The 24,185-nt window shown below is 43.7% G+C and carries 19 protein-coding genes and 1 tRNA gene; 11 read left to right on the top strand and 9 right to left on the bottom strand.

Features of this window, described 5'->3' with window-relative positions:
• Position 1 precedes the first annotated feature (1 nt).
• Positions 2–1,042, top strand: coding sequence for a glycosyltransferase family 9 protein (locus tag C6H00_RS03435; protein ID WP_104749621.1), 1,041 nt, complete (start codon positions 2–4; stop codon positions 1,040–1,042).
• Position 1,043: 1 nt separating this feature from the next.
• On the opposite strand, the gene C6H00_RS03430 is transcribed toward C6H00_RS03435, so the two are convergent.
• The 3 genes from C6H00_RS03430 to C6H00_RS03420 all read right to left on the bottom strand — a co-directional run bounded on the left by C6H00_RS03430 (position 1,044) and on the right by C6H00_RS03420 (position 2,257).
• Positions 1,044–1,628 carry an NAD(P)H-dependent oxidoreductase gene (locus tag C6H00_RS03430; protein ID WP_104749620.1) on the bottom strand — a complete coding sequence of 195 codons (585 nt, stop codon included), beginning with the start codon at positions 1,626–1,628 and terminating at the stop codon, positions 1,044–1,046.
• A gap of 40 nt (positions 1,629–1,668) precedes the next feature.
• A tRNA-Met gene (locus tag C6H00_RS03425) sits at positions 1,669–1,746 on the bottom strand.
• Between the two features lie 46 nt (positions 1,747–1,792).
• Entirely contained in the window at positions 1,793–2,257 is a 465-nt protein-coding gene (locus tag C6H00_RS03420) for a hypothetical protein (RefSeq protein ID WP_104749619.1), read from the bottom strand.
• An 86-nt stretch (positions 2,258–2,343) separates the two neighbouring features.
• Here C6H00_RS03420 and truD point away from each other — a divergent pair, with 86 nt between their 5' ends.
• Genes truD through folE form a run of 3 tightly spaced genes read left to right on the top strand, consistent with a single transcriptional unit; the run spans position 2,344 to position 4,924 of the window.
• Positions 2,344–3,456, top strand: a complete 1,113-nt coding sequence (truD, locus tag C6H00_RS03415) for a tRNA pseudouridine(13) synthase TruD (RefSeq protein WP_104749618.1) — start codon at positions 2,344–2,346, stop codon at positions 3,454–3,456.
• Positions 3,453–4,382, top strand: a complete 930-nt coding sequence (gene htpX, locus C6H00_RS03410; RefSeq protein ID WP_104749617.1) for a zinc metalloprotease HtpX — start codon at positions 3,453–3,455, stop codon at positions 4,380–4,382. Before truD ends, htpX begins: the two co-directional genes overlap by 4 nt.
• Positions 4,382–4,924 carry a GTP cyclohydrolase I FolE gene (gene folE / locus C6H00_RS03405; RefSeq protein WP_407645521.1) on the top strand — a complete coding sequence of 181 codons (543 nt, stop codon included), beginning with the start codon at positions 4,382–4,384 and terminating at the stop codon, positions 4,922–4,924. Before htpX ends, folE begins: the two co-directional genes overlap by 1 nt.
• On the opposite strand, the gene C6H00_RS03400 is transcribed toward folE, so the two are convergent.
• Positions 4,921–6,078, bottom strand: coding sequence for an FtsW/RodA/SpoVE family cell cycle protein (locus tag C6H00_RS03400; protein ID WP_104749615.1), 1,158 nt, complete (start codon positions 6,076–6,078; stop codon positions 4,921–4,923). The two genes, folE and C6H00_RS03400, sit on opposite strands and share 4 nt — an antisense overlap.
• 115 nt (positions 6,079–6,193) lie before the next feature.
• Here C6H00_RS03400 and flgB point away from each other — a divergent pair, with 115 nt between their 5' ends.
• The 6 genes from flgB (at position 6,194) to C6H00_RS03370 (ending at position 12,481) form a co-directional block, all read left to right on the top strand.
• The gene (flgB, locus tag C6H00_RS03395; protein WP_104749614.1) at positions 6,194–6,616 is read left to right on the top strand and encodes a flagellar basal body rod protein FlgB; all 423 of its coding nucleotides are present in this window, start codon (positions 6,194–6,196) and stop codon (positions 6,614–6,616) included.
• Positions 6,617–6,627: 11 nt separating this feature from the next.
• On the top strand, positions 6,628–7,119 hold the full coding sequence (gene flgC, locus C6H00_RS03390; protein WP_104749613.1) for a flagellar basal body rod protein FlgC: 492 nt from the start codon (positions 6,628–6,630) through the stop codon (positions 7,117–7,119).
• Between the two features lie 83 nt (positions 7,120–7,202).
• Complete coding sequence (gene fliE / locus C6H00_RS03385; protein ID WP_104749612.1) at positions 7,203–7,505, top strand: flagellar hook-basal body complex protein FliE; 303 nt, start codon at positions 7,203–7,205, stop codon at positions 7,503–7,505.
• A gap of 29 nt (positions 7,506–7,534) precedes the next feature.
• Positions 7,535–9,376 carry a peptidoglycan D,D-transpeptidase FtsI family protein gene (locus tag C6H00_RS03380; protein ID WP_104749748.1) on the top strand — a complete coding sequence of 614 codons (1,842 nt, stop codon included), beginning with the start codon at positions 7,535–7,537 and terminating at the stop codon, positions 9,374–9,376.
• Positions 9,377–9,422: 46 nt separating this feature from the next.
• Complete coding sequence (locus tag C6H00_RS03375) at positions 9,423–10,517, top strand: Mrp/NBP35 family ATP-binding protein (protein WP_104749611.1); 1,095 nt, start codon at positions 9,423–9,425, stop codon at positions 10,515–10,517.
• Positions 10,517–12,481, top strand: a complete 1,965-nt coding sequence (locus C6H00_RS03370; protein WP_104749610.1) for an FUSC family protein — start codon at positions 10,517–10,519, stop codon at positions 12,479–12,481. The genes C6H00_RS03375 and C6H00_RS03370 overlap by 1 nt, the downstream gene beginning before the upstream one ends.
• A gap of 30 nt (positions 12,482–12,511) precedes the next feature.
• Here C6H00_RS03370 and C6H00_RS03365 read toward each other — a convergent pair whose 3' ends face one another.
• Both C6H00_RS03365 and uvrA read right to left on the bottom strand, forming a co-directional pair.
• Positions 12,512–14,401 (bottom strand): methyl-accepting chemotaxis protein, encoded by a 1,890-nt coding sequence (locus C6H00_RS03365; RefSeq protein WP_104749609.1) that lies wholly within the window; start codon positions 14,399–14,401, stop codon positions 12,512–12,514.
• A gap of 101 nt (positions 14,402–14,502) precedes the next feature.
• Positions 14,503–17,310 (bottom strand): excinuclease ABC subunit UvrA, encoded by a 2,808-nt coding sequence (gene uvrA / locus C6H00_RS03360; protein ID WP_104749608.1) that lies wholly within the window; start codon positions 17,308–17,310, stop codon positions 14,503–14,505.
• 374 nt (positions 17,311–17,684) lie between these two features.
• On the opposite strand from uvrA, the gene C6H00_RS03355 reads away from it, so the two are divergent.
• Positions 17,685–18,443, top strand: coding sequence for a 3-hydroxybutyrate dehydrogenase (locus C6H00_RS03355; RefSeq protein WP_104749607.1), 759 nt, complete (start codon positions 17,685–17,687; stop codon positions 18,441–18,443).
• A 3-nt stretch (positions 18,444–18,446) separates the two neighbouring features.
• On the opposite strand, the gene C6H00_RS03350 is transcribed toward C6H00_RS03355, so the two are convergent.
• The 3 genes from C6H00_RS03350 to C6H00_RS03340 are packed head-to-tail and all read right to left on the bottom strand — an operon-like array spanning position 18,447 to position 24,093.
• Positions 18,447–19,139 carry an outer membrane beta-barrel protein gene (locus C6H00_RS03350; protein WP_233704390.1) on the bottom strand — a complete coding sequence of 231 codons (693 nt, stop codon included), beginning with the start codon at positions 19,137–19,139 and terminating at the stop codon, positions 18,447–18,449.
• Positions 19,139–21,607 (bottom strand): hypothetical protein, encoded by a 2,469-nt coding sequence (locus tag C6H00_RS03345; protein WP_104749605.1) that lies wholly within the window; start codon positions 21,605–21,607, stop codon positions 19,139–19,141. The genes C6H00_RS03350 and C6H00_RS03345 overlap by 1 nt, the downstream gene beginning before the upstream one ends.
• A gap of 20 nt (positions 21,608–21,627) precedes the next feature.
• On the bottom strand, positions 21,628–24,093 hold the full coding sequence (locus C6H00_RS03340) for a hypothetical protein (RefSeq protein WP_104749604.1): 2,466 nt from the start codon (positions 24,091–24,093) through the stop codon (positions 21,628–21,630).
• Between the last annotated feature and the right edge of the window lie 92 nt (positions 24,094–24,185).

Below are 24,185 nucleotides of genomic sequence, written 5' to 3'. Positions count from 1 at the left end.
CATGGAAAAATTATTAGTGGTGCGTAACGATAAATTGGGCGACTTCGTCCTAGCTTGGCCAGCTTTTGCTCTGCTCAAGGCTTCCATGCCTAAAACCCGCCTCATTGCCCTTGTGCCTAGTTATACCGCTCCCTTAGCGCGCATCTGTCCGTATTTAGATGGCGTGATCGTGGATGCGGGACGCAACGCCTCCAAAAAGGCTAAAAAAGAGACCTTAGAACAAATTAGAGCCCAAAAATTCCCCGCTGTGATTAGCTTTTTTTCCACCTCTTATAACGCTTTTTTGCTCTATAAGGCTCATATTCCCTTCCGCCTTGCCCCTGCCACCAAGCTTATTCAATTCCTTTATAATCACCGCTTACGCCAACGCCGTTCTCTCTCTATCAAGCCCGAATTTGAATATAACTTAGACTTGGCACGCTATTTTTTAAACTTGCAAAATCTTGAGGTAGTAGAACCTAAAGGTCCCCCCTATTTGTGTTTTGAGCAAACAGAAATCCTAACTCAGGCAGATATGTTAAAGCGCAGATGGGGATTGGATAATATTAAACCTTGGATAGTGGTGCACTCAGGCACGGGTGGCTCTTCGCCTAATTTATCCTTTCAGCAGTGGACAGAGTTGATCAAAGGTCTTTTAGATCGCTTGGATGTGCAAATTATTTTAAGCGCAGGACCTGATGAGAGTCAAAATGCGCATGCATTAGCTGATTCAATAGGGCATCCTCATATTGTGGTGTATGATAAAAACGAGGGCATGGTAGATTTTGCGCGCTCTCTAGCTTGTGTGCATTTTTTCATCTCAGCAGCGACAGGTCCCCTGCATTTAGCCTCTGCGCTCAATGTGCCTACCTGTGCTTTCTATCCTGCACGCGCCTCTGCTGCCCCCCTGCGTTGGCAACCTATCAATGATCCTTGCAAACATCTAGCTTTCATGCCACAGACAACAGACACAGAGCAAGAGATGAACATGGCACTCATTGAAATCTCTCAGATTTTAGACCCGCTGGTAGCCTTTATTCAGCAGTATTTACCCCAAATATAACCTAGAGCGTGTTAAACACCCTTTGTAAATGTGCGCTGTAGTTTTTAAGGTATTGCTCCACTTGGGGGTTTTTGCTCACATCATTGCAAATAAAACTAGGCAAAGCGCGCATACCCAAAAACTCATGGGCTTTATGCAGGGGAAAATACACCCCCTCCACGCCCGCGCCTCCAAAAAATTCCTCTTTCTGAGTGAATGCCTCTAGGGGCGCGTTCCAAGTGAGTGAAAACATGTAGGTTTTGCCCTGCAAAAGTCCGCCCGTGCCGTAATTCTTAGTGGGGTTGTCCAAAGTGCGCCCATCGTTTTTAAAGAGTTTGCCCCGCCCGGTGGTAAAAACCTCGTCCATGTATTTTTTGACGACCCAAGGCGCGCCCATCCACCAGCCGGGCATTTGCCAAATGAGTGCATCGGCTTGCAAAATTTTTTCAATCTCCTCTTCAATTATGTAGCCTTGATCGATGTGGGTTTGAGTGGTGCTATGCCCCAAATCCTGCAAAATTTTTAGCGCATGCGCGTGCAGAGTGGCATTGAGCCTACCTTTGGAATGCCCAAATTCCTTAGCTCCATTGAGTAATAAAATGTGCATGGTAATCCTTAAAAACGATGTAAAAAAATATTAGGGGAGATGGTGTCAAAGGGGGGACTTGAACCCCCGACCTCCGGCTTATGAGACCAGCGCTCTAAACCAGCTGAGCTACCTTGACGCAGAAAAACGCCCATTATAAAGGCATTTTGCTTAAAAATAGTTGATTAAAGCATCACATCAAGGGCTTGGTAAGCCTGATCGTAAGCGTTTTTGTAACGATCCACAAAGTTTTGATCCAAACCTAAAGCTTTTTTAAACTGACTCTCTTGAATAGCTTGCAGTCCGTCAAATTTGCGCTCGATCGCTTTCGCGTCCTGCTGGATCTGCCCCCCGTAAAAACTTGTGAGGCTGTAGAGCGATTGGGCAGCAAGGCGTTTTTCATTTTCATTCATCCCGGCCGTGGCGCGCAAAAACGCGCTGTATTCATTGTCGCTCATCAATTCTAAAACTAGAAAGCCATAGGTTTCGCGTTTTAAACCATTGGGTTCGCGCTCCACTTTAGAAACCTCAGCCACCGCTTCAGGTTGTTTTTCTCCTTTGACATGCATAGGAGCTTCCCCGCGCTCTAAATGCGAGGCGTTGAGCAAGGCATACAGATTAGGTTGGTTGCGTATATCTTTAACTTCCATGAAATCCATCCTAAATCAAAGATACCTAGCTAAAGCAAAAATTAGTCCAACTTGATTTAACCCCCCGCAATGATTATAATTAAAACATGAAAACACAAGCTCCTTTTTTTCCTCTCCAGTCTCCTACGCGCTTTTTTGCCTCCTCTCACGCGCCCATAGATTTTTACTTTAAAAAATGCGCGCGCGATTTTAGTGTGTGTGAAGAGCCTCTTTATCCTTTTAGTGGCACAGGCCATCACACCATTTTAAAAGTGCGCAAAAAAGATCAGAGCACTTGGGAAATGTTAAGCCTATTTTCCCAAATCAGCGGGTGCAAAATGGCAGATTTTGGCTATGCCGGGCTTAAGGACAAACAGGCGATCAGCGTGCAATATATTTCTCTGCCAAAAATTTACACCCCCGCCTTAGAAAAACACGCTCCCACTCTGCATGACCATGGGATTAAGATTTTAGAAATCAACGCCCATAGCCATAAAATCCGCTTAGGTCATCTCAAAGGCAACCACTTCTTCATGCGCTTAAAAAAGCTCAAACCTTTGGATGTGCGCAAAATAGAGCAGGTGCTAGACTTTTTAAGGGTATATGGTTTCCCTAATTATTTTGGAGCGCAACGCTTTGGCAAAAGTGGGGATAATTTCAAACAATCCGCTCCACGCTCTAAAAAGTTGAATGCCTTTTTTCTCTCCAGTTATCAAAGCCACCTTTTTAACCATTGGCTCAGCGCGCGCATGCGCTTAAACGCTTTGTTAAATCACTTCTCTCCTAAAGAACTTTGTGCAGAGTTTCCCCTAGGGCTAGACACTCTCAAAGCCATAAAAGATCAAGAACACTATTTTAAACTCCTAGAGGGAGATATTCTCTGCCATTATCCCTTTGGAAAATACTTTGTGCATGAAGATCCGCTCAATTGCACGCGCTTGCTTACTCAAGAGATCGCCCCTACTGGTTTGCTCAGCGGGCAAAAGGTAGCTCATGCCCAAAAGAGCGCATGGTCTTTAGAGTGCCCCTATGCCCACCCCCTTAAAGCACAAGGAGATCGCCGTTATGCCCTCGTATTTCCTAGCGAAGTGCGCTTTAGCTATATCTCCCAAGAGGCACAAGGAAAATTAGAGTTTTTCCTACCCAAAGGGGCGTATGCGACCATCTTCTTAGAAGAAATCGCCGGACGGGTGTTATTTTCTCCCAAGGAGTTAGCATGAGCTTTGATCAAATCATCGCCTCTAATCAGCGTAAGAGTTTATTGGTGCTCCTCACTTACGGGGCGACTTTTGTATGCATTGGCCTACTTGTGGATTTAGTGCGCATTAACGCGCCTAGTCTAGGAGCAGGTTTGGCACGCTTGCTTAGTTTTCAGATAATGCCCACCATCACGCTAATTATGCTTGCCCTAGCTTTAGGAATCATTTTCTTTTGTATTAATAATTCCCAAGCGATCATGCTCTCAGGCAATGAATATAAGTTAATTGATCCTAGCCAAGTTTTGCGGGGCAAGGAGCGCATGCTCTCTGAGATTTTAGAGGAGTTATTACGCGCTTCTAACACCCCCTTTAGACCAAAATTATATGTCATGGACGCGCCTTTTATGAACGCCTTTGCCAGCGGTTGGGATGCCAATAATTCCCTCATCGCGCTCACCACGACTCTTATTGACAATTTGAATCGTGAGGAATTAAAGGCGGTGATGGCGCATGAACTTAGCCACATTTTGCACGGGGATATCCGCCTAACCATGTGCGTGGGGATTTTGAGCAATATCATGCTCTTGGGGGCAAATGTGGGTGTGTGGGCATTTTTAGGCGGGCGTAATGAAGGTGGGGCGCGTATGGCGCGTATGATCTTATTGATATTGCAGTTGGTTTTGCCCATTTTTAGTCTACTCTTGCAAATGTATTTGAGCCGCACACGCGAATTTATGGCAGATAGTGGGGCAGCCCATATCATGCGCAATAGCACGCCGATGATTTCGGCTTTGCAAAAAATCTCAGGCAATTACGCCAGCCATGATTTCAGCCAAGTAGAGAGCAATCCGACCCGATTTGCTAGCTATATTTTCAATCCTGCAGAACTCTTTAACACGCATCCTAGCATAGAACAGCGAATCGCGCTCTTGCAAAGAGGATGCTAGTGCAAGAGTTATGGGCGCAACTTTGCGCACGCATAGGCGAAGACCCCCAAAGAGAGGGGCTTAAAAACACTCCCAAACGCCTTAAAGAGCTTTGGGATCACCTCATGCAGGGCTACCACTTAAACCCTGAACACATTTTGCAAAGCGCTTTTAGCATTGAAGCGTGCGATGGGATTGTCATGCTTAAGGATATCGAGTTTTATAGCATGTGCGAACACCATTTACTGCCCTTTTTTGGGCATGTGAGTGTGGGTTATATCCCTAGAGATAAGGTGGTGGGATTGGATGCGATCGCTAAATTGGTAGAGGCGTTCTCTAGGCGTTTACAAATTCAAGAGCGTTTGAGCGAGGAAATTGCTAGCACCTTTGAGCGGATTTTACAACCTAAGGGCGTGGGGGTGTTTTGTGTGGCCAAACACCTATGCATGGCGATGCGCGGGGTGCAAAAACAAGAGGCGTTAGTGAAAACCAGCGCGCTTAAGGGCCTCTTTAAGAGCGATGCGCGCACGCGCGCGGAGTTTATGCAATTACTCCAATCCTAGCGCGCTTGTTTGGAGAGACAGAGCACTAAACCTAGAGCGAGTGCGTTAGCAATAATAGAACTTCCCCCATAACTCAAGAAGGGCACGGCGATTCCCTTAATAGGAATGATCCCACTCACCCCAAAGGCGTTAATGATGAAAGAAAAACCCATGAGTAAGGCCACGCCCAAGCAAAAAAGCATGTGTTTGGGGTTATCAAGGCGGTTGGTGATCTTAAACATGCCATGCAAGAGGGCTAACATGAGTCCCACGCAGACAAAGATCGCCACAAAGCCCAGTTCTTCGGCTAGTCCGGCTAAGATCATATCCGTGTGCACTTCGCTTAAAAAACCTAGTTTGACCACCCCCTCGCCCAGACCCTGCCCAAATATCCCGCCATGCTTAATAGCATTAGTGGCATGGTAGATTTGGTAGGGTTCGGGCAAGTTGTCAATGCGCAGACTATTGGCAAGTTTGGAGGGCAACAAAGAGAGGATTGAGCTTTGCAAATTGGACCACCAAAGTTTCATGCGCAAAATGCGGTGTGCGCTGGTGAAAATCGCTACAAGTCCGATAAAAAGCGCGAGAGTGAAAAAGATTTTAAAGAGCTTAAAGCTCCCTCCTGAGAAAATGAGCAAAAAGCCTAAGACGATGGCTAGTAAAATCACCTGCCCTAAGTCATTTTGCAACACACCAATAAAGAAGGCAGCCAGTAAAAAGAGCACAAAATAGGGGATGAGGATCATCAATTCCTCTTTGACGCTGGCTTTTTCTTGGTTAAAAAAGGTGCGCGATAAGCTCCAAGAAAGGAAGAATACAAAACCGATTTTAAAAAACTCTGTGGGAGCGAGTGAAAAGAAAGGGAGACGAATCCAGCGCTTTGCTCCCCCCGCACTAGAAGACATGCTCTCAGGCAAAAAATTCATCAGCACGATGAGTAAAAACGAGCCAAAAAAGAGGGTAAAACCCAGCTTGACAAACCATTTATCTGGATTGAGCCAAGAAATCCCCCACATTAAGAGGATTCCCACCCCCACGGCCACCGCTTGCCGCACAAAAAAATGAAATTCTTGATAGCGGTATAAGAGAGTGGTGTAGGTAGAGAGAGAGTAGCTCATCACTACGCTTAAACCCATCAGCAGGCATGCGTAGAGAAATAAACGCTGGTAAGCCATCCAAGACCTTTGGTATATGTTTGGAAACTATGCTATAATTATACAAAATTTTATAGGTTTGACCTTTGGGAGTTATGGAATACTCCTTGCTTTAAACCTTTAAGAAAGGGTTATTATGGATTTGTCTAAAGTCTATCCTTTGGTGTATAAAGCGATGGATTATCGCTCCTTGCGTCAGGATTTGATTGCGAGCAATATCGCCAATGTAGACACGCCTTTTTACCGCCCTAAGGATGTGGACTTTGAGAGTATGCTAGCCCAGAAAAAGGCCGAAGTGTTTGATCATCAAAAAGACAGACACTTAAAACTTGCCGAAACAAATCCACGGCATTTAGAGCCTAAGGATTTTGAGGATAATAGGGCGACCATCTTTTTTAGAGATGGGCATTTGGCCAAGAATGATGGGAATAGCGTAGATATTGACATTGAAACCTCAGAAATGGGGAAAAACTCAACCATGTATCTCGCGCTCACCACCGCGTTAAAAAAACATAAGAGTATCGTCAATTACGCTATTGACGCGACTAAGAATATTTAGAAGGATGACCCATGTTTTTATCCAGTTTTGACATTAGCGGTTATGGTTTGTCAGCTCAAAGAGTGCGCACTAACCTTATTTCTTCTAATATTGCCAACGCCAACACCACCCGTACTGATGAGGGTGGACCTTATCGCCGTCAAGAAGCGATCTTTAAGTCCTTTGATTTTAATAAAATCTTGAATGAAAAGCTTGCTCAGAATAACAATCTGATGGAATACGAAGACCCTTTAGACGAGAGCGATGACATTGAAAAGCCTAATCCACCCATCACAGGGGTGTATATTGAAAAGATTGTGCGCGATGACAAAGCTCCTTTGCTCAAGTACGATCCTACTCACCCAGACGCAGATGCTAATGGCTATGTGTCCTACCCCAATGTCAATCCGGTCGTAGAAATGGCAGATTTGATCGAAGCTACGCGCGCCTATCAGGCCAATGTAGCGGCGTTCCAGAGCACTAAAAACATGGCGACAAACGCTATTGGTATGCTACAGGCTTAATTTACAGAAAGGAGATTCTCTTTTGCACGCTTAAAGATTAGCTGAAAGAGACGATATAGGTGGACACGATGCAAGGAGTCAACATGAAGACTTTATACACTGATATAGGGTTGAGCAAAACTAGCACTCCTTTAGATTCAAAGGCGCATGAGAATCTAATGGAGAAGGGGGAGTTCTCTGCGATGCTCAAGCATTCTATTGATGAACTCAATAACACCCAAAAAGAGTCCGATAAAGCGCTAGCGGACATGGCGACCGGGCAGGTGAAAGACTTGCACCAAGCAGCCATCGCAATCGGTAAGGCTGAAACTAGCATGAAGCTCATGCTAGAAGTGCGCAATAAAGCCATCAGTGCCTACAAAGAGCTTTTAAGAACACAAATCTAAGACATTATGGGGGGTTTTTGGGGTTTATCATGAACGCTGAGTCTAACCCAAATCCTCCACACTCCCAAAGTCCTGACCTAGACCCCAGACGCACTGAGAGACTTTTATTAATTTTTATGGTCGTGGGGGGCTGTTTGCTCCTCTTTGTAGTGGTCATGTTTTTTAAAGCTGTTCTGCCTCGCAAAATGCCCGCCTTGGTGGTAACTAAGACCAATATCGCGATGCGGGGCACGATTTACAGCCAAGATAATTTTAGCCTTGCCAGCAGTCAAAAACTTTTTAAAGTAAGTTTTAATCCTCTCTCTATTGATCCAGATAAGCGGGATTTTTTCATTGATCTGCTCTCTATCTATACTAATCTTCCCCGCTCCCTCATCGCCCAAAAGGCAACCCAGACCTCCTATGTAACCCTCTCTTATAGTATCAATGCCAACACGGCGGCTAGTTTGCGCCAGCTCAACGCCAAACTTTTAGCTTATAATGTTTTTGTGGAGTACGAGGACGCGAATAAAAAGATCATGCCCAAAGTGGGTTTGAGCATTGAGGTCAGCGGGATGGCGCGCAACTATCCCTACAAAGACAATTTTGAGCCCTTAGTAGGTTATGTTAAAAAAATCGACACCTCCAAGATCACGATGGTGCAAGGGGTCAAAGGTTTAGAAAAGTTTTGGAATAAAAGATTGGTCGCCAAGCATGACGGACAGGACACGGGTAAGCGCGACATTGGCTTTAATCTTATTGAAGATAAGACCTTTGAGAGCATCACGCGCGTGGATGGCTTTGATCTGACCTTAAGTATTCCTTTAAAAATCCAGCGGGATTTAGAACGCCTTTTAGATAGAGCCAAGACTCATTACAAATCAGAACAGATCATTGCAGGCGTATTTTCTCCTAAAAATGGAGAGATTTTGACCCTAGCCACCACCAACCGCTTTAACCCCAATAATATCCAAAAGAGCGATTATCCTGCCTTGAATGTGGACGCGATCGAGCTCTCTTTTGAGCCGGGCAGCACGATTAAACCTCTTGTCTATAGCCTCTTGGTAGACAGAAGGCGTATTGATATTACTAAGCCTATTGATCTGGGCAATGGCACTTACAAGCTGGGCAAGTATACAATCAAAGACGATCTCATTCCTCCTAAAAACGCCACGATTGAAGATGTCTTAGTGCGCTCCAGCAATGTGGGCATGATCAAGCTCTCTAAACGCCTGAGTGCCCAAGAAATGTATGAGGGGTTGAAGAGTTTTGGGGTGAGCGAGCCTACCGGGATTGATTTACCTTATGAAAAAACAGGGCTACTTCCTAGTATGCGCCTGCTCAGTGGAGAGGTGTATAAGGGCAGTGTTTCCTATGGCTATGGTCTGCGCACCACCTTTATACAACTCTTGCGCGCCTATGGAGTTTTTGCCAATGAGGGAGCTTTAGTTACCCCGCATTTAGTCCAGCGCATTAGCACCTCTAATGGGGATGTGTATATCCCTAGTTTTCCACCTAAAAGGCAGGTAATCAGCCCCCAAAGCGCGCGCAAAATGCAAGAACTCTTAATCAAAGTGGTTACTAAGGGTACGGGTAAGAGCGCGCAGGTGAGCGGACTTATCATTGGAGGCAAGACGGGCACAGCGCGCACGGCCAGCAAGGGCAAGTATACCGACATTTATACCAGTTCCTTTTTTGGCTTTGCTAAGGATAAGCAAAACACCTATGGGATTGGAGTCGTGGTCTTTGGCTCTTTGGGCAGTGAAGAGTATTATGGCAGCCAAACGGCCGCGCCCATCTTTAAGCAGATCGTGCAAATGCTGGTACAAAACCAATACCTCACCCCCGCGCCCCCACTCCCAGAAAAAACACCCCCCGCGCGCAAGCGTTAAGGGAAAACCCAATAAGCTATGTTAGACTAGACCCAAAAGGAAAACCATGATTACACAGGATCAAGTATTGAATGCGCTCAAGAGTGTCATTTATCCCAATTTTGAGCGCGATATTGTCAGCTTTGGTTTTGTCAAAAATATCACCTTGCATGAGGATCGCTTAGGATTACTCTTAGAAATCCCCTCCAGTTCCCCAGAAGTCAAGCAGAACTTAGAGCAAGCCGTGCGCGCTAAAATGCAAGAAATTGGCATTGGCGCGTTGCAATTAGACATCAAGACCCCACCTAAAAAAGAATCCCAACAGGCCACCAGCAATAAAAATCTCGCCCCCAATATTAAACACATTGTCATGGTGAGCTCGGGTAAGGGAGGCGTGGGCAAGAGCACTACCAGCGTGAATTTAGCCATCAATCTTGCCCAAATGGGGCAAAAAGTGGGGCTTTTGGACGCGGATGTCTATGGCCCTAATATTCCTAGAATGTTGGGTTTAGTGGGCGTAGACCCCATGAGCGATCCCAGCGGTAAAAAACTCATCCCCCTAGAAGCTTTCCATGTAAAAACCATGAGCATGGGCTTGCTCTATGAAGAGGGGCAGAGTTTGATTTGGCGCGGTCCAATGCTGATGCGCGCCATTGAGCAAATGCTCACTGACATCATATGGGGAGAGTTAGATATTCTCATCGTGGATATGCCCCCCGGAACTGGAGATGCCCAACTCACTTTAGCCCAAGCTGTGCCCATTAGCGCGGGCATTAGTGTAACAACACCCCAGCTAGTGAGTCTAGATGATGCTACGCGTAGCTTGGACATGTTTGCCAAATTGCATATTCCGGTGGCAGGTGTGATTGAGAACATGAGCGGGTTTGTCTGCCCACATTGTGAACACACCAGCGAGATTTTTGGCAAGGATAACTTAAGCGCGCTTTTAGAGCAATACAAAACCCACCTGCTCGCGCGTATTCCTTTAGAAATGCAGGTGAGAGAGGGGGGAGATAAGGGCACGCCTATCAGTGTACTCAATCCCAAATCTCCGGTAAGTCTTGCCTACCAGCAAGCCAGTGCGAAACTTTTGGAGTTTTTGCAGAGCGTGGCGCGTGAGGGACGCGCGAGCAATAAAGACATCCAGCCCACCATCCGCTAGTGTTAAACTCTCTTAAACGCGCCGTCCATCTCCATGATCCGGGCTATTTTAGTCTGATCTACGCGCTCAAGGCCACCTTTACGACCTTTGTCTGTGCGGCCATTGGGGCATATTTCTTTAACCCCTTTGTAACCATTTGGGCGGGTTTTCAAGCCATTTTTATCTACTTTTTAAGCGTGCTCATTAGCGACAAAGACCATGAGATTCACTACTTGCTAGGCTTTGTGTTGCTCAGTTGCTTTAATGTGTTGCTCTTATATCCTTTGGCGCATTTTGGAGTGTGGCTCTGCGCGCCCATTTTCATCATCACCTTTTTAGTGGGCATGTCAATGGCCTATAGTCCGGATCTGCACAAAGTGTGCAATACCGCCCTCTCTAATGGTTTGGTAACCTGCCTCTTTGTGGACGCGCATGCGCCTATTGATCTGACCCAAAGTGTGAGCATGGTCGCCCTACTAGGATTGCTCAGTATCGCCCTGCAGTACTTTATTTTTGTCTCCAAATACAGCGCGTTTACCAAAAAGCGCTTTGGAGTACTGCTCTCTAATATGGAACTGATGCTAGAGTATGCTAACAATCCCCAAGATTACGCCCTGATCAAAACCCAAGTACTCCAGCAGATTCAAAATACCAAGATGATCCTAAACTCCAAATCTAGCAAAATCAAAGACCCCCACACGGTGCAAAATATCCAAAGAAGTCTTTTTCAGCTCCACGCCTTAGAAGAAATGTACCACTCCATCCACTCCATTTACGGGCATTTCAACACCCAAGCTTTAGAGTTGGTGCGTCAAGAACTCTTATTAAATTTTAAGATTTTAGCCGGTGTGTTTGCAGAAAAAAATGTCCCCCTACGCACAGATGCGCTCCAGCATCTCAACCCCCATGTAGACAAACTGGTACAACGCTCCTTAGAGATCATCTATAATAAAATGCACACTTTTTTAATAGGCGGGGAAATGCCCCTAAGCGCGCATAAACCCCCCCTGCCCTCGCCTAAGAATATGATTCATGCTCTCCACTTCAAAAACCCCATTTTTCAATACGCTTTTAAATACGCGATCGCGATGGGTATCGCGGTGTTCATCGCGCGCTATTTTGGTTTTAACCATGGCATGTGGATTGCGATGGCGACCTTGCTTGTGGCGCGCTCCTCTATGGGGAACTTTAAAGAAACCCAATTAGAATTTATCAAGGGCACGAGTGTAGGACTTATTCCCGGGCTCTTGGTAGTGTGGCTACTTGGGGAGAGTTGGGCTTTTGATATCTTTTTAGTGCTCTCGATCTTCTTATTTATCTATTTAAAAGTGTATTCTTATGCCACTTGGGCTGGGGCACTGATGTTCGCCTTTGTGCTCTGCTTTTCCCTCTTTAAACAGCAATTTGTAGATTTGGTTACTGCACGCTTGATTGATATTGCAATAGGGATTAGTATCGTCTATGCTGTTTTCCTCCTCATATGGCCCAAATATGATAAGGATGCCTTTATTCAGCATGCTCAAAATACTTTGAGCACCCTAAAAACTCTCTTGAGTCTCACACTCCAATCCAACAATCCCCATGTTTTGACGACACAAAAAATGTTTTTAGAACAACTCAATGATTTTAGACTTTGCTTAAAAAATGCGCGTAGTGAAACAGCCGACACTAAAACTATCGAAGCCCTCTTTAGAGCTCTCAAATGCCTAGACACGCTGGATACCTCCAGTTATCGCCTCTATGAATTTTGCCACTCTACTCCTCTCTCTGAGGAAACTCAATTGTTATTACACAACAACACGCGTCTTATTATCAATCGCTATACTCAAATGCTCAACTATATCCACAATAAACCTCATTTTTTTAAACTACAAGAAGCGGGGCGTTTGTTGGGCATTGGCAAAGACTTAGATTCGCTGTTCAATACCCTCTTTAATGCGCAAAATACACTCTTTACAGAGCTAACGCTCGTCTTCAAATACTAGAGGTGGGGTATCCTAAGAAATCATCTAGTATCAAACCTTGAATTTACCCAACTCCTCATTAAAAGTATGTGCCATTTGGGTTAGGGAGGTGCTTGCTTCGCCCACTTCTTGCACACTCTCATAATCTAGGGAGGCGAGCTTACTGATTTCTTGAATCTCTTTGACAACTTCCTTAATGGATTTAGCCATATGTTTAAATTCCTCGACATCTTTTGTTGTCGCTTCGATCACTATCTGAATATTTTGTACATTGGTATCTACCACTGCTTGAAGTTCATTGGTGAGTTCAGAGGTCTTTAAAATTTCTTGTGCATTTGTGTGGAAGTTTTGACTAATATCCCCCACACTCTGCACAACTTCATTGATCGTGCCATGAATTTCTGTCAGGGATTTTTGCGTTTTCTCAGCTAGTTTTCTCACTTCATCAGCCACTACAGCAAAACCTCTTCCATGTTCTCCTGCGCGCGCGGCTTCAATAGCCGCATTGAGAGCTAGTAAATTGGTTTGATCGGCAATTTCAGAGATGATCGTTAAAACTGCCTTGATATTTGCGGTGTTTTTGGAGGCTTCTTCAAGCTTGTTAGAAAACTCTACACCTATTTGTGCGTTATTGGCAAGATTTTGACTAAGGTTAGCAATTTTTGTGCGCACGCCTCCTAAGTTATCGCCCGTCTGCACTAAATTCGTATTATTATTGTGTGCATTGTCAGCTCCCTCTAAAATAGCGTGCATGATGTCATTGCCATTATTGACAGCTTTGGAAATATAACCCATCTCTTCTTTGGTATGCTTTTGAACATCACTAGCACTTTTGTGGAGCGTATTAGCGATTTCGCTGTTTTGGGAGCTAAGCTCTTTGATCTTGGAGATGATACCTTGAATTTTTTCTAAAAGCGCGTTGATATTCTTGGAAATTACTGCGATCTCATCTTTGCCTTTGATGCTCAATCTTTTAGTGAGGTCGCCCTCATCAGAGACGAGATCGATGATGAGGTCGCGCAATCTGATCAAGGGTTTGAAAAGGACCTGAATGACTCCAAATAAAAGGATTAGACTGCCTACAATGGAAAGAATAGCCAAAATCATAAGTCTGTTGCGCAATTTGTAAAGGTCAGCAAACGCATCCTCTTTATTAATTACACCCAGGACTTTCCAGCCTAACTTGGGTATAGTGGTGTAGACATAAAATTTGTCTTTATTTTTAGCGATGTGCTCTATAAAACCTGAATTAGTAGCTAAAATGTGATCGGTAAGTTCTTTACCTCCCGGGTATTTATGAGAGTCATAATAACTCTCTCCCTTTTTAAACAAGTTCGAGCGAATAATTAACGCTTTTGAATCTAAAATATGCACTCGTCCCTTCTCAAAATGAAATCGCTTATCATCTCTTCCCATTCGATCTAAATTAATGTCCATCCCCAACACACCTCGAAAAACCCCTTTTGTGTAAATTGGAATGGAGTATGTAATAATCATTTTCTTAGTGAAAGCATCCATATAAGGACTAGAAATGGCGATGCCATTTTTTGTTCGTGCACTCTGATACCACGGGCGTTTTCTAGGATCATAACCCTCCGGAATAGAGTCCATTGTGCCCAAAGTTTGACCATCTTTAAAACCAATGTAAGTGCTTTCAGTATTCATGCTGTAGTGAATGAAATTTAATATCTGTAAGAGATAAACGCTATCTTGCAGATCAAGATCTTCTAAGTGTTGTACAGAATCCATAACTCCTGTGCGGATATTGTCATCCCAATCTGCAATGGAAGTTGAGATCAAATTCACGGTCGCATCTAAAGAATGCTGGACCCTTGCTGTGATATTGGTGCTCACGGTTCGATTGATAATGGAGATCATGGTTAAAAAGATCGCGCTCAACAAACCGGCCAAAATCAGCAAAATTTTCGTCTTAAAGCTCATCCAAATCCTTTACTGAAGTTAGATAGAGAGTTTAATGCAACTTTTGTCAAAGTCATGGAGGCATAATAAAACCAACACCCCATAGTCAAGCAAAACGGCTATCAGGATAAAATCGAAGTCTCCAATCCCAGCTCTCTACTTAGAAACTCTCCGGTGTGGCTTCCTGTGCGTCTATAGTGTTTGGCTAATAGCATAGGTGAACCTGTGGCGACAATTTGCCCCCCACCATCCCCCCCCTCAGGCCCCATGTCAATAATATAATCAGCGTTTTTAATGATGTCCAAGTTATGTTCAATAACAATCATAGAATTGCCTAAATCCACTAAAGAATGCAAAACATTCAAAAGTAATTGGATATCTTCAAAATGCAATCCCGTAGTGGGTTCATCTAAGATATAAAGCGTTTTGCCCGTGTCCTTACGGCTTAATTCCTTAGCAAGTTTTATGCGTTGGGCTTCCCCACCGCTTAGAGTGGTGGCGTTTTGTCCCAAAGTGATATAACCCAAGCCTACAGCCACTAAAGTTTGTAACTTTGTCGCAATTTTTGGGATTTTAGAGAAAAACTCTAAAGCCTCCTCCACACTCATGTGAAGCACATCAGCAATGGACTTATCGCGAATTTTGATGGCCAAAGTTTGCTCGTTATATTTATCTCCCTTGCAACTATCACACTGCACCAAAATATCGGGCAAAAAGTGCATCTCAATCTTAATTTCTCCCTCTCCATGGCACTTCTCACAACGCCCCCCCTTAACATTAAAACTAAAGCGACTCGCACTATAGCCTAAAATCTTAGCTTCCTTGCTTTGGGCAAAAAACTCCCGAATATCATCCATCACACCCGTATAAGTGGCTGGATTGCTTCTAGGAGTTCTGCCAATGGGAGCTTGATCAAGGTAGATCACTTTGTCTAAATATTCTAAGCCTGCAATGCGTACCCCCAAATTAGCATTCTTTTTGGCATGGTTTAGACGTTCTTGGGCAATGGGCAACAAAGTTTGTAAAATAAGCGAGCTCTTCCCGCTCCCACTCACTCCCGTAACACAGACAAACTGCCCCAAGGGAATTTTGACTTGAAGATTTTTAATGTTATGTATACTCACTCCCTTTAACTCTAAAAATTGTGTAGGCTTCTTAGAAGTGTGCTTAGGGCGCGCGATGTTTTTAAGTCCTTGCAAATAAAGTGCGGTGGGGTGTTGACTCTGCAAAAGTGTTGCCGTGTCGCCACTAAAAACCACTTCTCCGCCATATTTGCCCGCCTTAGGTCCAATATCTACGATAAAATCCGCCTGTCTGATCGTTTCTTTATCATGTTCGACTACGATGAGAGTATTCCCCTTTTGTTGCAGATTCTTTAAAGTCCTGATCAATTTAGCCGTGTCTTTCTCATGCAAGCCAATACTGGGCTCATCTAAGACATAGAGCACGCCTGTTAAGCCACTGCCTATTTGACTAGCAATACGGATGCGCTGGCTTTCTCCTCCGCTGAGTGTGCGCGCATCTCTGCCTAAAGTCAAGTATCCCAACCCTACATCAACCAAGAAGAATACGCGTTCATTAATTTCCTTTAAAATAGGAGCAGCAATTCTAGCTTCTTGCTCGCTCAAATAGGCAAAATGGCTGGGGTTGTTAAAAAAGGCATGTACGGCACTAATAGGCATGTCAAGCAAATTTGCAATACCAAGTCCAGCGACCTTCACGCTTAAAGACTCTGCCCTTAAGCGATGCCCTTTACAATTAGGGCAGGCTTTTTCGCTCATATACTGACCTAAATCCTTGGTGTCTTTAAACATATCGTAGGCGATCTGAACAAGCCCACGCCATGTTTGTTCAGTAGCCCTCTGTTTCCATGTAAAGCGGATTTCTTTGCCATTACCATAGAGTAATGCCTCTTGTTGGTGCACACTTAGAGTTTCAAAGCGACTTTGCGGGTCGATGCCATTAGCCTCACAAAACCCCTCAAAAAGAGCGCAATAGTAGGCATTGTGGTAGAAAATCTTTTTCATACCACTGATGGGCAAACTCAAATCTAAGATTTTTTGAATATCTAAGCGCACCTTGCTCCCTAATCCAGCGCATTCAGCGCACGCTCCCTTAGGTGAATTAAACGAAAAGCTTAAAGGTTGGAGCTTTTCAAAACTCACCTTGCAAGCAAAACAAGCCAGATGTTCGCTGTAATGACGGCTTTGTTGATCTTCAAGGCTTAATACTTCCGCTTGTCCATAACCTTCTATCAAAGCCTTTTCCAATGCGCTAGCTAGGCGTGCATGGTTTTCATCGTTGATCTCTAGGCGATCCATCACAGCTTTAATAGTGTGCTTTTTATTTTTAGAGAGTTCTAAGGGTTCATCTAAGCGCACCAAAACCCCATCTACTTGGGCGCGCACCACACCCTTTTGACGCAGAGTCTGAAAAATGTCTGTAAAATTCCCCTTTTTGTTTTCCACTAAGGGGGCTAAAATTAACACTCTCTTGTATTGGAAATCCTGTAAGACTTGGGCGATAATATCGGCCGCACTCATGGAGGCAATAGGTGCGCCACACAAGTGGCAGTGTTGGCGACCAATGCGAGCATAGAGCAAGCGCAAATAATCATAGATTTCTGTGATCGTGCCCACAGTGGAGCGTGGATTTTTGGAAGTGGTTTTTTGATCGATTGCGATGGCTGGAATCAAACCCTCAATTTTATCTACTGCGGGTTTGCCCACCTTATCTAAAAATTGGCGCGCGTAGCTGGAAAGAGATTCTAAATAACGCCTCTGCCCCTCGGCATAGAGGGTATCAAAGGCCAAAGTAGACTTCCCTGAACCACTTAAGCCTGTAAAAACAATGAACCTATTTTTTGGGATTTCTAGGTGGATATTTTTAAGATTATGCTCCCTAGCTCCATGAATACTAATGGTGTCCAAACTGCGCTCTTTAGAATATATGAGAGATTATTCTAGCATAATTTAGATAACTGCAGTTGCAAAGATCGTTGCGCTATAATGGCTAAAAACTAGGGGTCTTTATGGGTATCTTAGATGACTTAATGCTAGTGTTTCTCATTGCTGTTTTAGTAGGTGGAGTTGGCTATTACATTTACATGGTACGCAAAAAATGAAAGGGATGCAAAAGCGAGATTCTGTCTGGCATGGTAAAAGTTGCTATTGTCAAAATAGGCAGAAAGGTTCAGCGTGCAATTTACTCTCTTAGCTTTTCCGGCAAGATTTGCTCTTTAACCTTATAATAGTTTTCAGACAAACAGAAAGAGACGCTTATAATTTGTGTTAAAAGGAGATAGATGTTAGCCGTTGTTACTGGAAGTGCTGGAGGGATAGGATTGGGTTTAGCTCAAGCGTTTTTAGATGCGGGATATCATGTGGTGTTTTCAGATGTCAACCAAGAAGCCCTAGATCAAATTGCCTTGCAGATGGATACAAATCGCGCCCACTTTATCCCTTGTGATGTTTCTAAAGAGAGCGATTGTCAAAATCTTATTGAAAAAAGTCAAAAAATCTTGGGATCGTTAGATATTTTAATTAATAATGCCGGATTCCAGTATGTGGATTTGATCGAAAACTTCCCTACAGATGTCTTTGAAAAAATGCTCAAGGTAGAGCTAGTGGGTCCCTTTATGCTCACAAAATACGCTTTTCCTATCATGAAGACCCAAAAGTTTGGGCGCATTATTAATATTGCCTCCATTAATGGTTTAGTGGGCTTTGCAGGCAAGGCGGCTTATAATAGTGCCAAACATGGCTTAATTGGTCTGACTAAAGTTTGTGCCCTAGAGGGTGCGCTGTATAATATCACGGCAAATGCCATTTGTCCGGGCTATGTGGACACGCCCTTAGTGCGTAACCAATTAGCCGATCTAGCTAGAACGCGTCAAGTGAGTGAACAAGAAGTCTTAGAGAAGGTAATTTATCCTCTAATTCCGCAAAAACGCTTGGTAGAAATTGCAGACATTGCGCAACTCGCCCTCTTTTTGGCTAGTGATGCTGCTAAAAGCATTACGGGGCAAGCGTGCGTGATTGATGGAGGCTATACAGCACAATAGGAGCTAATAAAATATTTTGGTGAAATTAATAAAAATATCTGCGCTATTATGATCATTAATGAAGCGTAACCCCCCGGCTTCTTTGCCCACTAAAAGGCGGGTTTGATTGATAAGAGGCATATGGACTCCAAAACTCACCTTGAAGCTATCAATACGCGCATGGATTCCAAAAACCGCATCTATGTTAGCGTTATTGCTCAGTTGCGTAGCTCCAAAATTAGCAAACTGCGTAGTCCACAGATTCACTAGGCCCAACACCCCCCCAAAGAAGCCGTAGGCATAAATCTTGATTGATTTATGGGGCGATTTTTTGATCTTACTATAAGCGTTGATGAGCAAATTCCCCCCAACACCTAAGCTATAACGATTAACATTGTTAATATCGCTTATGCTGGTAGCAAATTTATCCATGTAAAGGTAGCGATAAGAGAAATACCCATAAAAAGACACGCCCAAAAAGGGAATAAAGTATTTTTGATACCCTCCTTGCACCTGCAAACCTAGTTGGGCAGAGTGCGATCTTAGATCACTATTGCCCGAATCTTTGATGACATCGCCCTTGCCTGCGATCACACCCACAGATAAAAACCCTCCATCTAAATAAGAGGCAAAGGGGTGGGCGATCAAGGGCGTTGATAGACAAAAGCAAAGATTCAAAATAAAAGGTTTTGCCATGCGCGTATCCAAAAAGCTCATTAATAAAACGATGCGAAATTTAAAAATAAACTCGCGCTCTTGTAATTATCCACAAAGGCGATTACACTTGCGCCTGTTGGTTGTGTGAGGGTAAGTTGACGGCTGGCATCTGTGAGAGGGACACGCACACCTAACATCCACTTAAAGCGATTAAGTCGCATGCTCAAACCAAAAGTCGCATTAATATTGGTGTTGTATTGTGCGTAACTCTTATGATTACCAAAAAAGTTTGCTGTCCAAACATTGTACACGCCTAAAAGCCCGGCAAAGAGCCCGTAAGCCTTGATCTTGGCGATCCCATATGTTTTATTAACCCTAATCTTGCTGTAGAGATTGAATAGAAAGTTTGCCCCAAAACCTGCGCCGTAGTGGTTGATCGCATTAATGTGTAACGCGCTATTTGAAGTCCCCATGATCAAGTAGCGATAAGAAAGATGTCCATATAAAGACAAGCCCACAAAGGGATTAAAATATTTTTGATAGCCCGCTTCTAGTTGAAGACCTGTTTGTAACTTATTGTTTTGGACATTGCTAGGGGTGCTAGGAGAAATAAGGGGAGTTTGAGGTTTATTTAGGACAGGGAGAGGGGCGGGGTTAGTGTTGATGGTAGGAATAGAGGGAAGGGGTTTTTGAGGTGGGAGGGTGGTGGTGGGGATTGTGGGAGTGGTGTAGGTTGCTATGGGGGTGAAGTTGTTGAGGTTTTGGGTGGCTTGCTTGGCATTTTGGATTGCTTGCTGGGCAGCTGGGAGAGCGGCATTGACCTCTGCGAGCGCGCTGTTCATCGCAGGGTTTAAGAAACCAAAATAGCCTAAAAATATAGAATTAGACCAACCGACATAATCACACATGTGATAATAGTTTTGTCCAAAACCCAAACCGCTAGTAGGGCTTTTGTAGCAAGCTTGGACATTCTCAGGGGCACTTTTAAGATATTGAGGGTTAGGTCTTGTAGGTCCATTTTTCGATGGCTTTGAAAGCGGGTTTATATCGACCCCTTGTGGGATCACGGACATAAACCATACCGGGTTACTCTCAAAAGTTTGAAGCATAAACTTGACCATGCTGTCTTGATTGCCAGCATAGGCATCAAGAAAAGCTTGCGCGGCGTTAAAATCATCCGTATTTAAATTCTTTTCAAGCTGTTTGTAAAACTCTGAATGAGCAAAGTTGCCCGTAAAACTTGGCGCGCCCACAGAGGCATTTAGGGCTTTAAAAAAGGTGTTGGCATCTTTTCTAGTCTGATCTATGTTTGAGGGACACTCATTCATATGTTCTTTCCCGCCCGCACAATTAGAATTGGAAAGATAGGGGATGGTTTGCTGTAGGGTTTTAAGATCAAAAAGACTATTCCACAGATTGCCTAGATTAAATCCTAGTTTAGATAAGCTTTGGGGCACAGAGGGTGTATTAGGAAGAGGATTGGGGCAACTATTAGAAACTTTACCCTTCCACCCAGGCATAGATTGCAAAATAGAAACAAAGGTACAACTAAAATTGTTGTTGATGTAGTTATATGTCTTGCCGTTTTGGGGGTAGACATAAGTTTGATTTGCCTGTTGGGCGTTATTTAGACCAAACACCATGCCCACAGCATAATTCATCCAAGCTTCATGGAAAGCCTGCCCCACTACATCAGAAACTTTTGTAATTTGTGTGAGTGCTTGCTGAATTGCATTTTGGCGTTTAAGAGTGAGTTGCTCTAGGTTTTGGGTGTTGGTTTTGATAATGTTTTGATTGGCCTCACTGATTTTTTGAATATCCTGAGCGATGGTTGTTGAGAGAGTGTTGACTTGTCCAGCAAGGGTTTTAAGGGCTTCTTGCACCTGCTCGGGGCTGAATTGTTGCACATTTGGATGATTTTGCAAAAGAGGGGGTAGGGTGAGAGGGGTTAAATTAAGTTGTTTGGCGATTGTGCTAATCTGAGTGTTAAACTCTTGATAGGTTTTGATCGCATTAGTGAGGATGGCGCGGCCTTGATTGTTGGTTTGGCTGAGGGCTTGTTGATAATTTTTAAATTGTGTTTCCGCCACTTTTAGCAGTTTTTGATTAGCGTTTGCATAATCACTTAATAATTTATTGAGCTCATTTTGATAAGTGGCCACGCTAGAAAGCGTGCTATTGGTGCTCACTTGCCCAATATTCTTAAGGATATTTTGTAATTGAGGTGCTGTAGGATTGAGACTTTTAAGCTGTGCTAGGAGGATTTGGAGCGCGGCTGCTGTTTGTTTCTTATTGGCTTTAAGCTTGGCCACTGCCTTGTTATAAAGCTGTAGATTTTGCTTATAGGCTTGCATGGCATTTGTGAGTTGTGAGGGGGGGGGGGGGGGTTGAGTAATCTGCAAAGCATTACCTCCGCCAAGACCTAACCCCACCGCGTAAAACCCTCCATCCAAATAAGAGGCTATATTGCGTGCATCCAGCAGTGTTCCTTTCAATAACAAGAAACCTACAACTAAAACTTTTCGCATTTTTCAATTATAACACGATCCTAAAAGAAAGTTAAAAAATCCAAAAATAGGTTAGTACTTTTATAGTTGTCAACGAGGTTAATCCGATCTGTGCCGTAGCTATCAGAGATGCTAAGGGTTTGATTGGCATCAATAAGGGGAACTCTAGCTCCTAACATCCACTTAAAGCGATCCACACGCATGCTAAATCCAAAGACTCCATCAAGGTTGGCACTCTTGATCCAAAACTGCTTAGAGCTATCTAGGGATGCCGTATTGTACAAATTAAACATGCCCATAAGTCCGGTAAAAAGTCCGTAGGTGTGGATGATAAGATGGCCAAACTTGGGTTTTATGATTTTGCTGTAAAAATTAAGTAATAAATTTGTGCCAATACCAAAGCCATAATGGTTGACAGCATTGAGATCATTGTCTGCGCTTAGTTTCTTGAGATAGAGGTAGCGGTAACTCATAGCACTATAGTAGGACATGCCAAAAAAAGGAGTAAAATACTTTTGATACCCCCATTTAGCCTGCAATCCCATTTGCAAGGGATGCATATCAAGATTGCGGCTAGAAAAAGTAAAGAAGGGAGCTTTGGGTCTAATCACATGAGGCAATGGAGTGCCACCGACATTAATATTGGGGAGAGTGGGCATGGGAGCTAGCTGTGTAGAATAGGAGGGGGGAGGGACGGATAAGCTTGTAGGTTTTTCCAATGTACCTAACTGGGCGTTGAGCACATTTGCGTTATTGATGTCAGTTTGTGCAGAAGCTAGAGGTATATTAAGTTGGTCGGTCAGCTTTGTGATGGGTACTTGATCGACATATCCAAAATAGCCTAGAAAAATTGCATTTGCGTATTTACTATAGTCGCACACGCCATTACCCTGCGAAAACTGAAAACCGATGGTGAGTGTGTTGTAGCAATATTCTAAGGCCGGAGACTTAATCTTTTGCATAATTTCCGCTCGTTGATTAAGATTTGGGAGAGGTTTGGCGACCCATTTGCCTTGAGGATCAAGAATGCCCAAAGAACCTGAAGGCATCACACTCATTAACCATACAGGGTTTTCTTGGAACATATTGAGCATCTTTGGGATAAAGGTGTTTGTATAAGCATTGACAAGATTAGTGGCTAAAGTGAATTGGTTATGTTCTAGCTCATTGTCTAAAATACCATAAAGAGTGTTGGCGGAGGGTTTGGCTAGATTAGAGGGGAAGAAGTTTCCTCTAAAGGTCTTGTTATTACCTATATAGCCGTCTATGAAAGTGAAAAATTTTTTAATCCCATCAATAGATTGTTGAGCAGGCACTCCGGCGCAATTTCCAATGGAGCAATCAGAGGGCGTGATATAGACATTTCCTTGGAGCTCATTAAGATTAAAAATGCTATCCCAAAGTGCCCACGCTGTTAAACCATTATAATCAAGAATGGCTGTTTTGAAAGAGTTTAGGGTAGTTGTTGTTCCAGGTCCATAACTACACCCATTTGGCCCCCCGCTCGCATTATTGTGAATAATAATCTGAAAAACACAAGTGTCTGCCGCATTGACATATTGTCCATTGTTAGCAGATAGACTAAAAGCCTGTCCTACTCCATAAGCTGTCCACTGATCAGTGAAGCCACGCGCTACGATTTTAACAATATTTCCCACATCGTTAAGGGCGTCATTAATGGCATTTTCCCTATCAGCTTTAAGTTTGCTGTATTGGCTTGCATATTGGACAGCCAGCTGCTGGTTGGCTTGATCTAGTGCGTTTATATCATTTCCTACGACAGAAACCACATTATTCATACTTTCAGACATGCTAGAGAGAGCTTGAATCGTGGCTCTAGGCGATAAATTGTCAATGCACGCTTGTTGTGCGCCACAATTTTGCAAGGATTTGGGTAGAGGTATAGAGGTGTAGGTAATATTGAGTTTCTTAGCCGTAGTGCTCATTGCGTTGTTAAAGTTGTCAATAGTAGTGAGAGCATTTTGAAGAATAAGTTTATTCTGAGCATTAGCCGTATCAACCTCTTTTGCGTAATTATCTATGGCTTGTCGGCTTTGCAATAGGAGTTGTTTGTTGGCATTTTTGTATTGCGTGAGTGTTTGTTGTAAATAGGTGTTATAGGCATTCACACTGCTTGTTAGAGCTTCAAGATCAATGTTGGAGGGATGGATAATCATCTCCTCAATTTTATTGACAAGCGCGCTAAGAGTGGGCGAATTTGGATCAAGATTTGTGAGCTGTTGGGCTAGACTTTTAAGGACAGCTATGGTGTTGGCTTGGTTGTTTTTAAGATTATTGATTGCTTCGTCATAGGATTGCAGATTTGTTTTGTAGATTTGTTGTTTTGTAGTGTCCGTACTTGGAATCACTCGTTCGCTTTCTAAAGCATCCCCTCCGCCCAAGTCTACACCTACAGAAAAAAAGGAACCATCCAAGTAAGAAGCGACCGAAGGGTGGGCTAGAGACAGAGCAAACGCGCAGAACCACATCACAAGGAAGCGCATCATCACACTTGCAAACCTCCTAAAAACGTGGATTTGGACTCTTGGACTCTTGGACTCTTGGACTCTTGGACTCTTGGACTCTTGGACTCTTGGAC

The sequence above is a fragment of the Helicobacter cynogastricus genome (genome assembly GCF_900197855.1).
GTDB lineage: Bacteria > Campylobacterota > Campylobacteria > Campylobacterales > Helicobacteraceae > Helicobacter > Helicobacter cynogastricus.
This window is presented reverse-complemented; position numbering and strand designations above follow the sequence as displayed.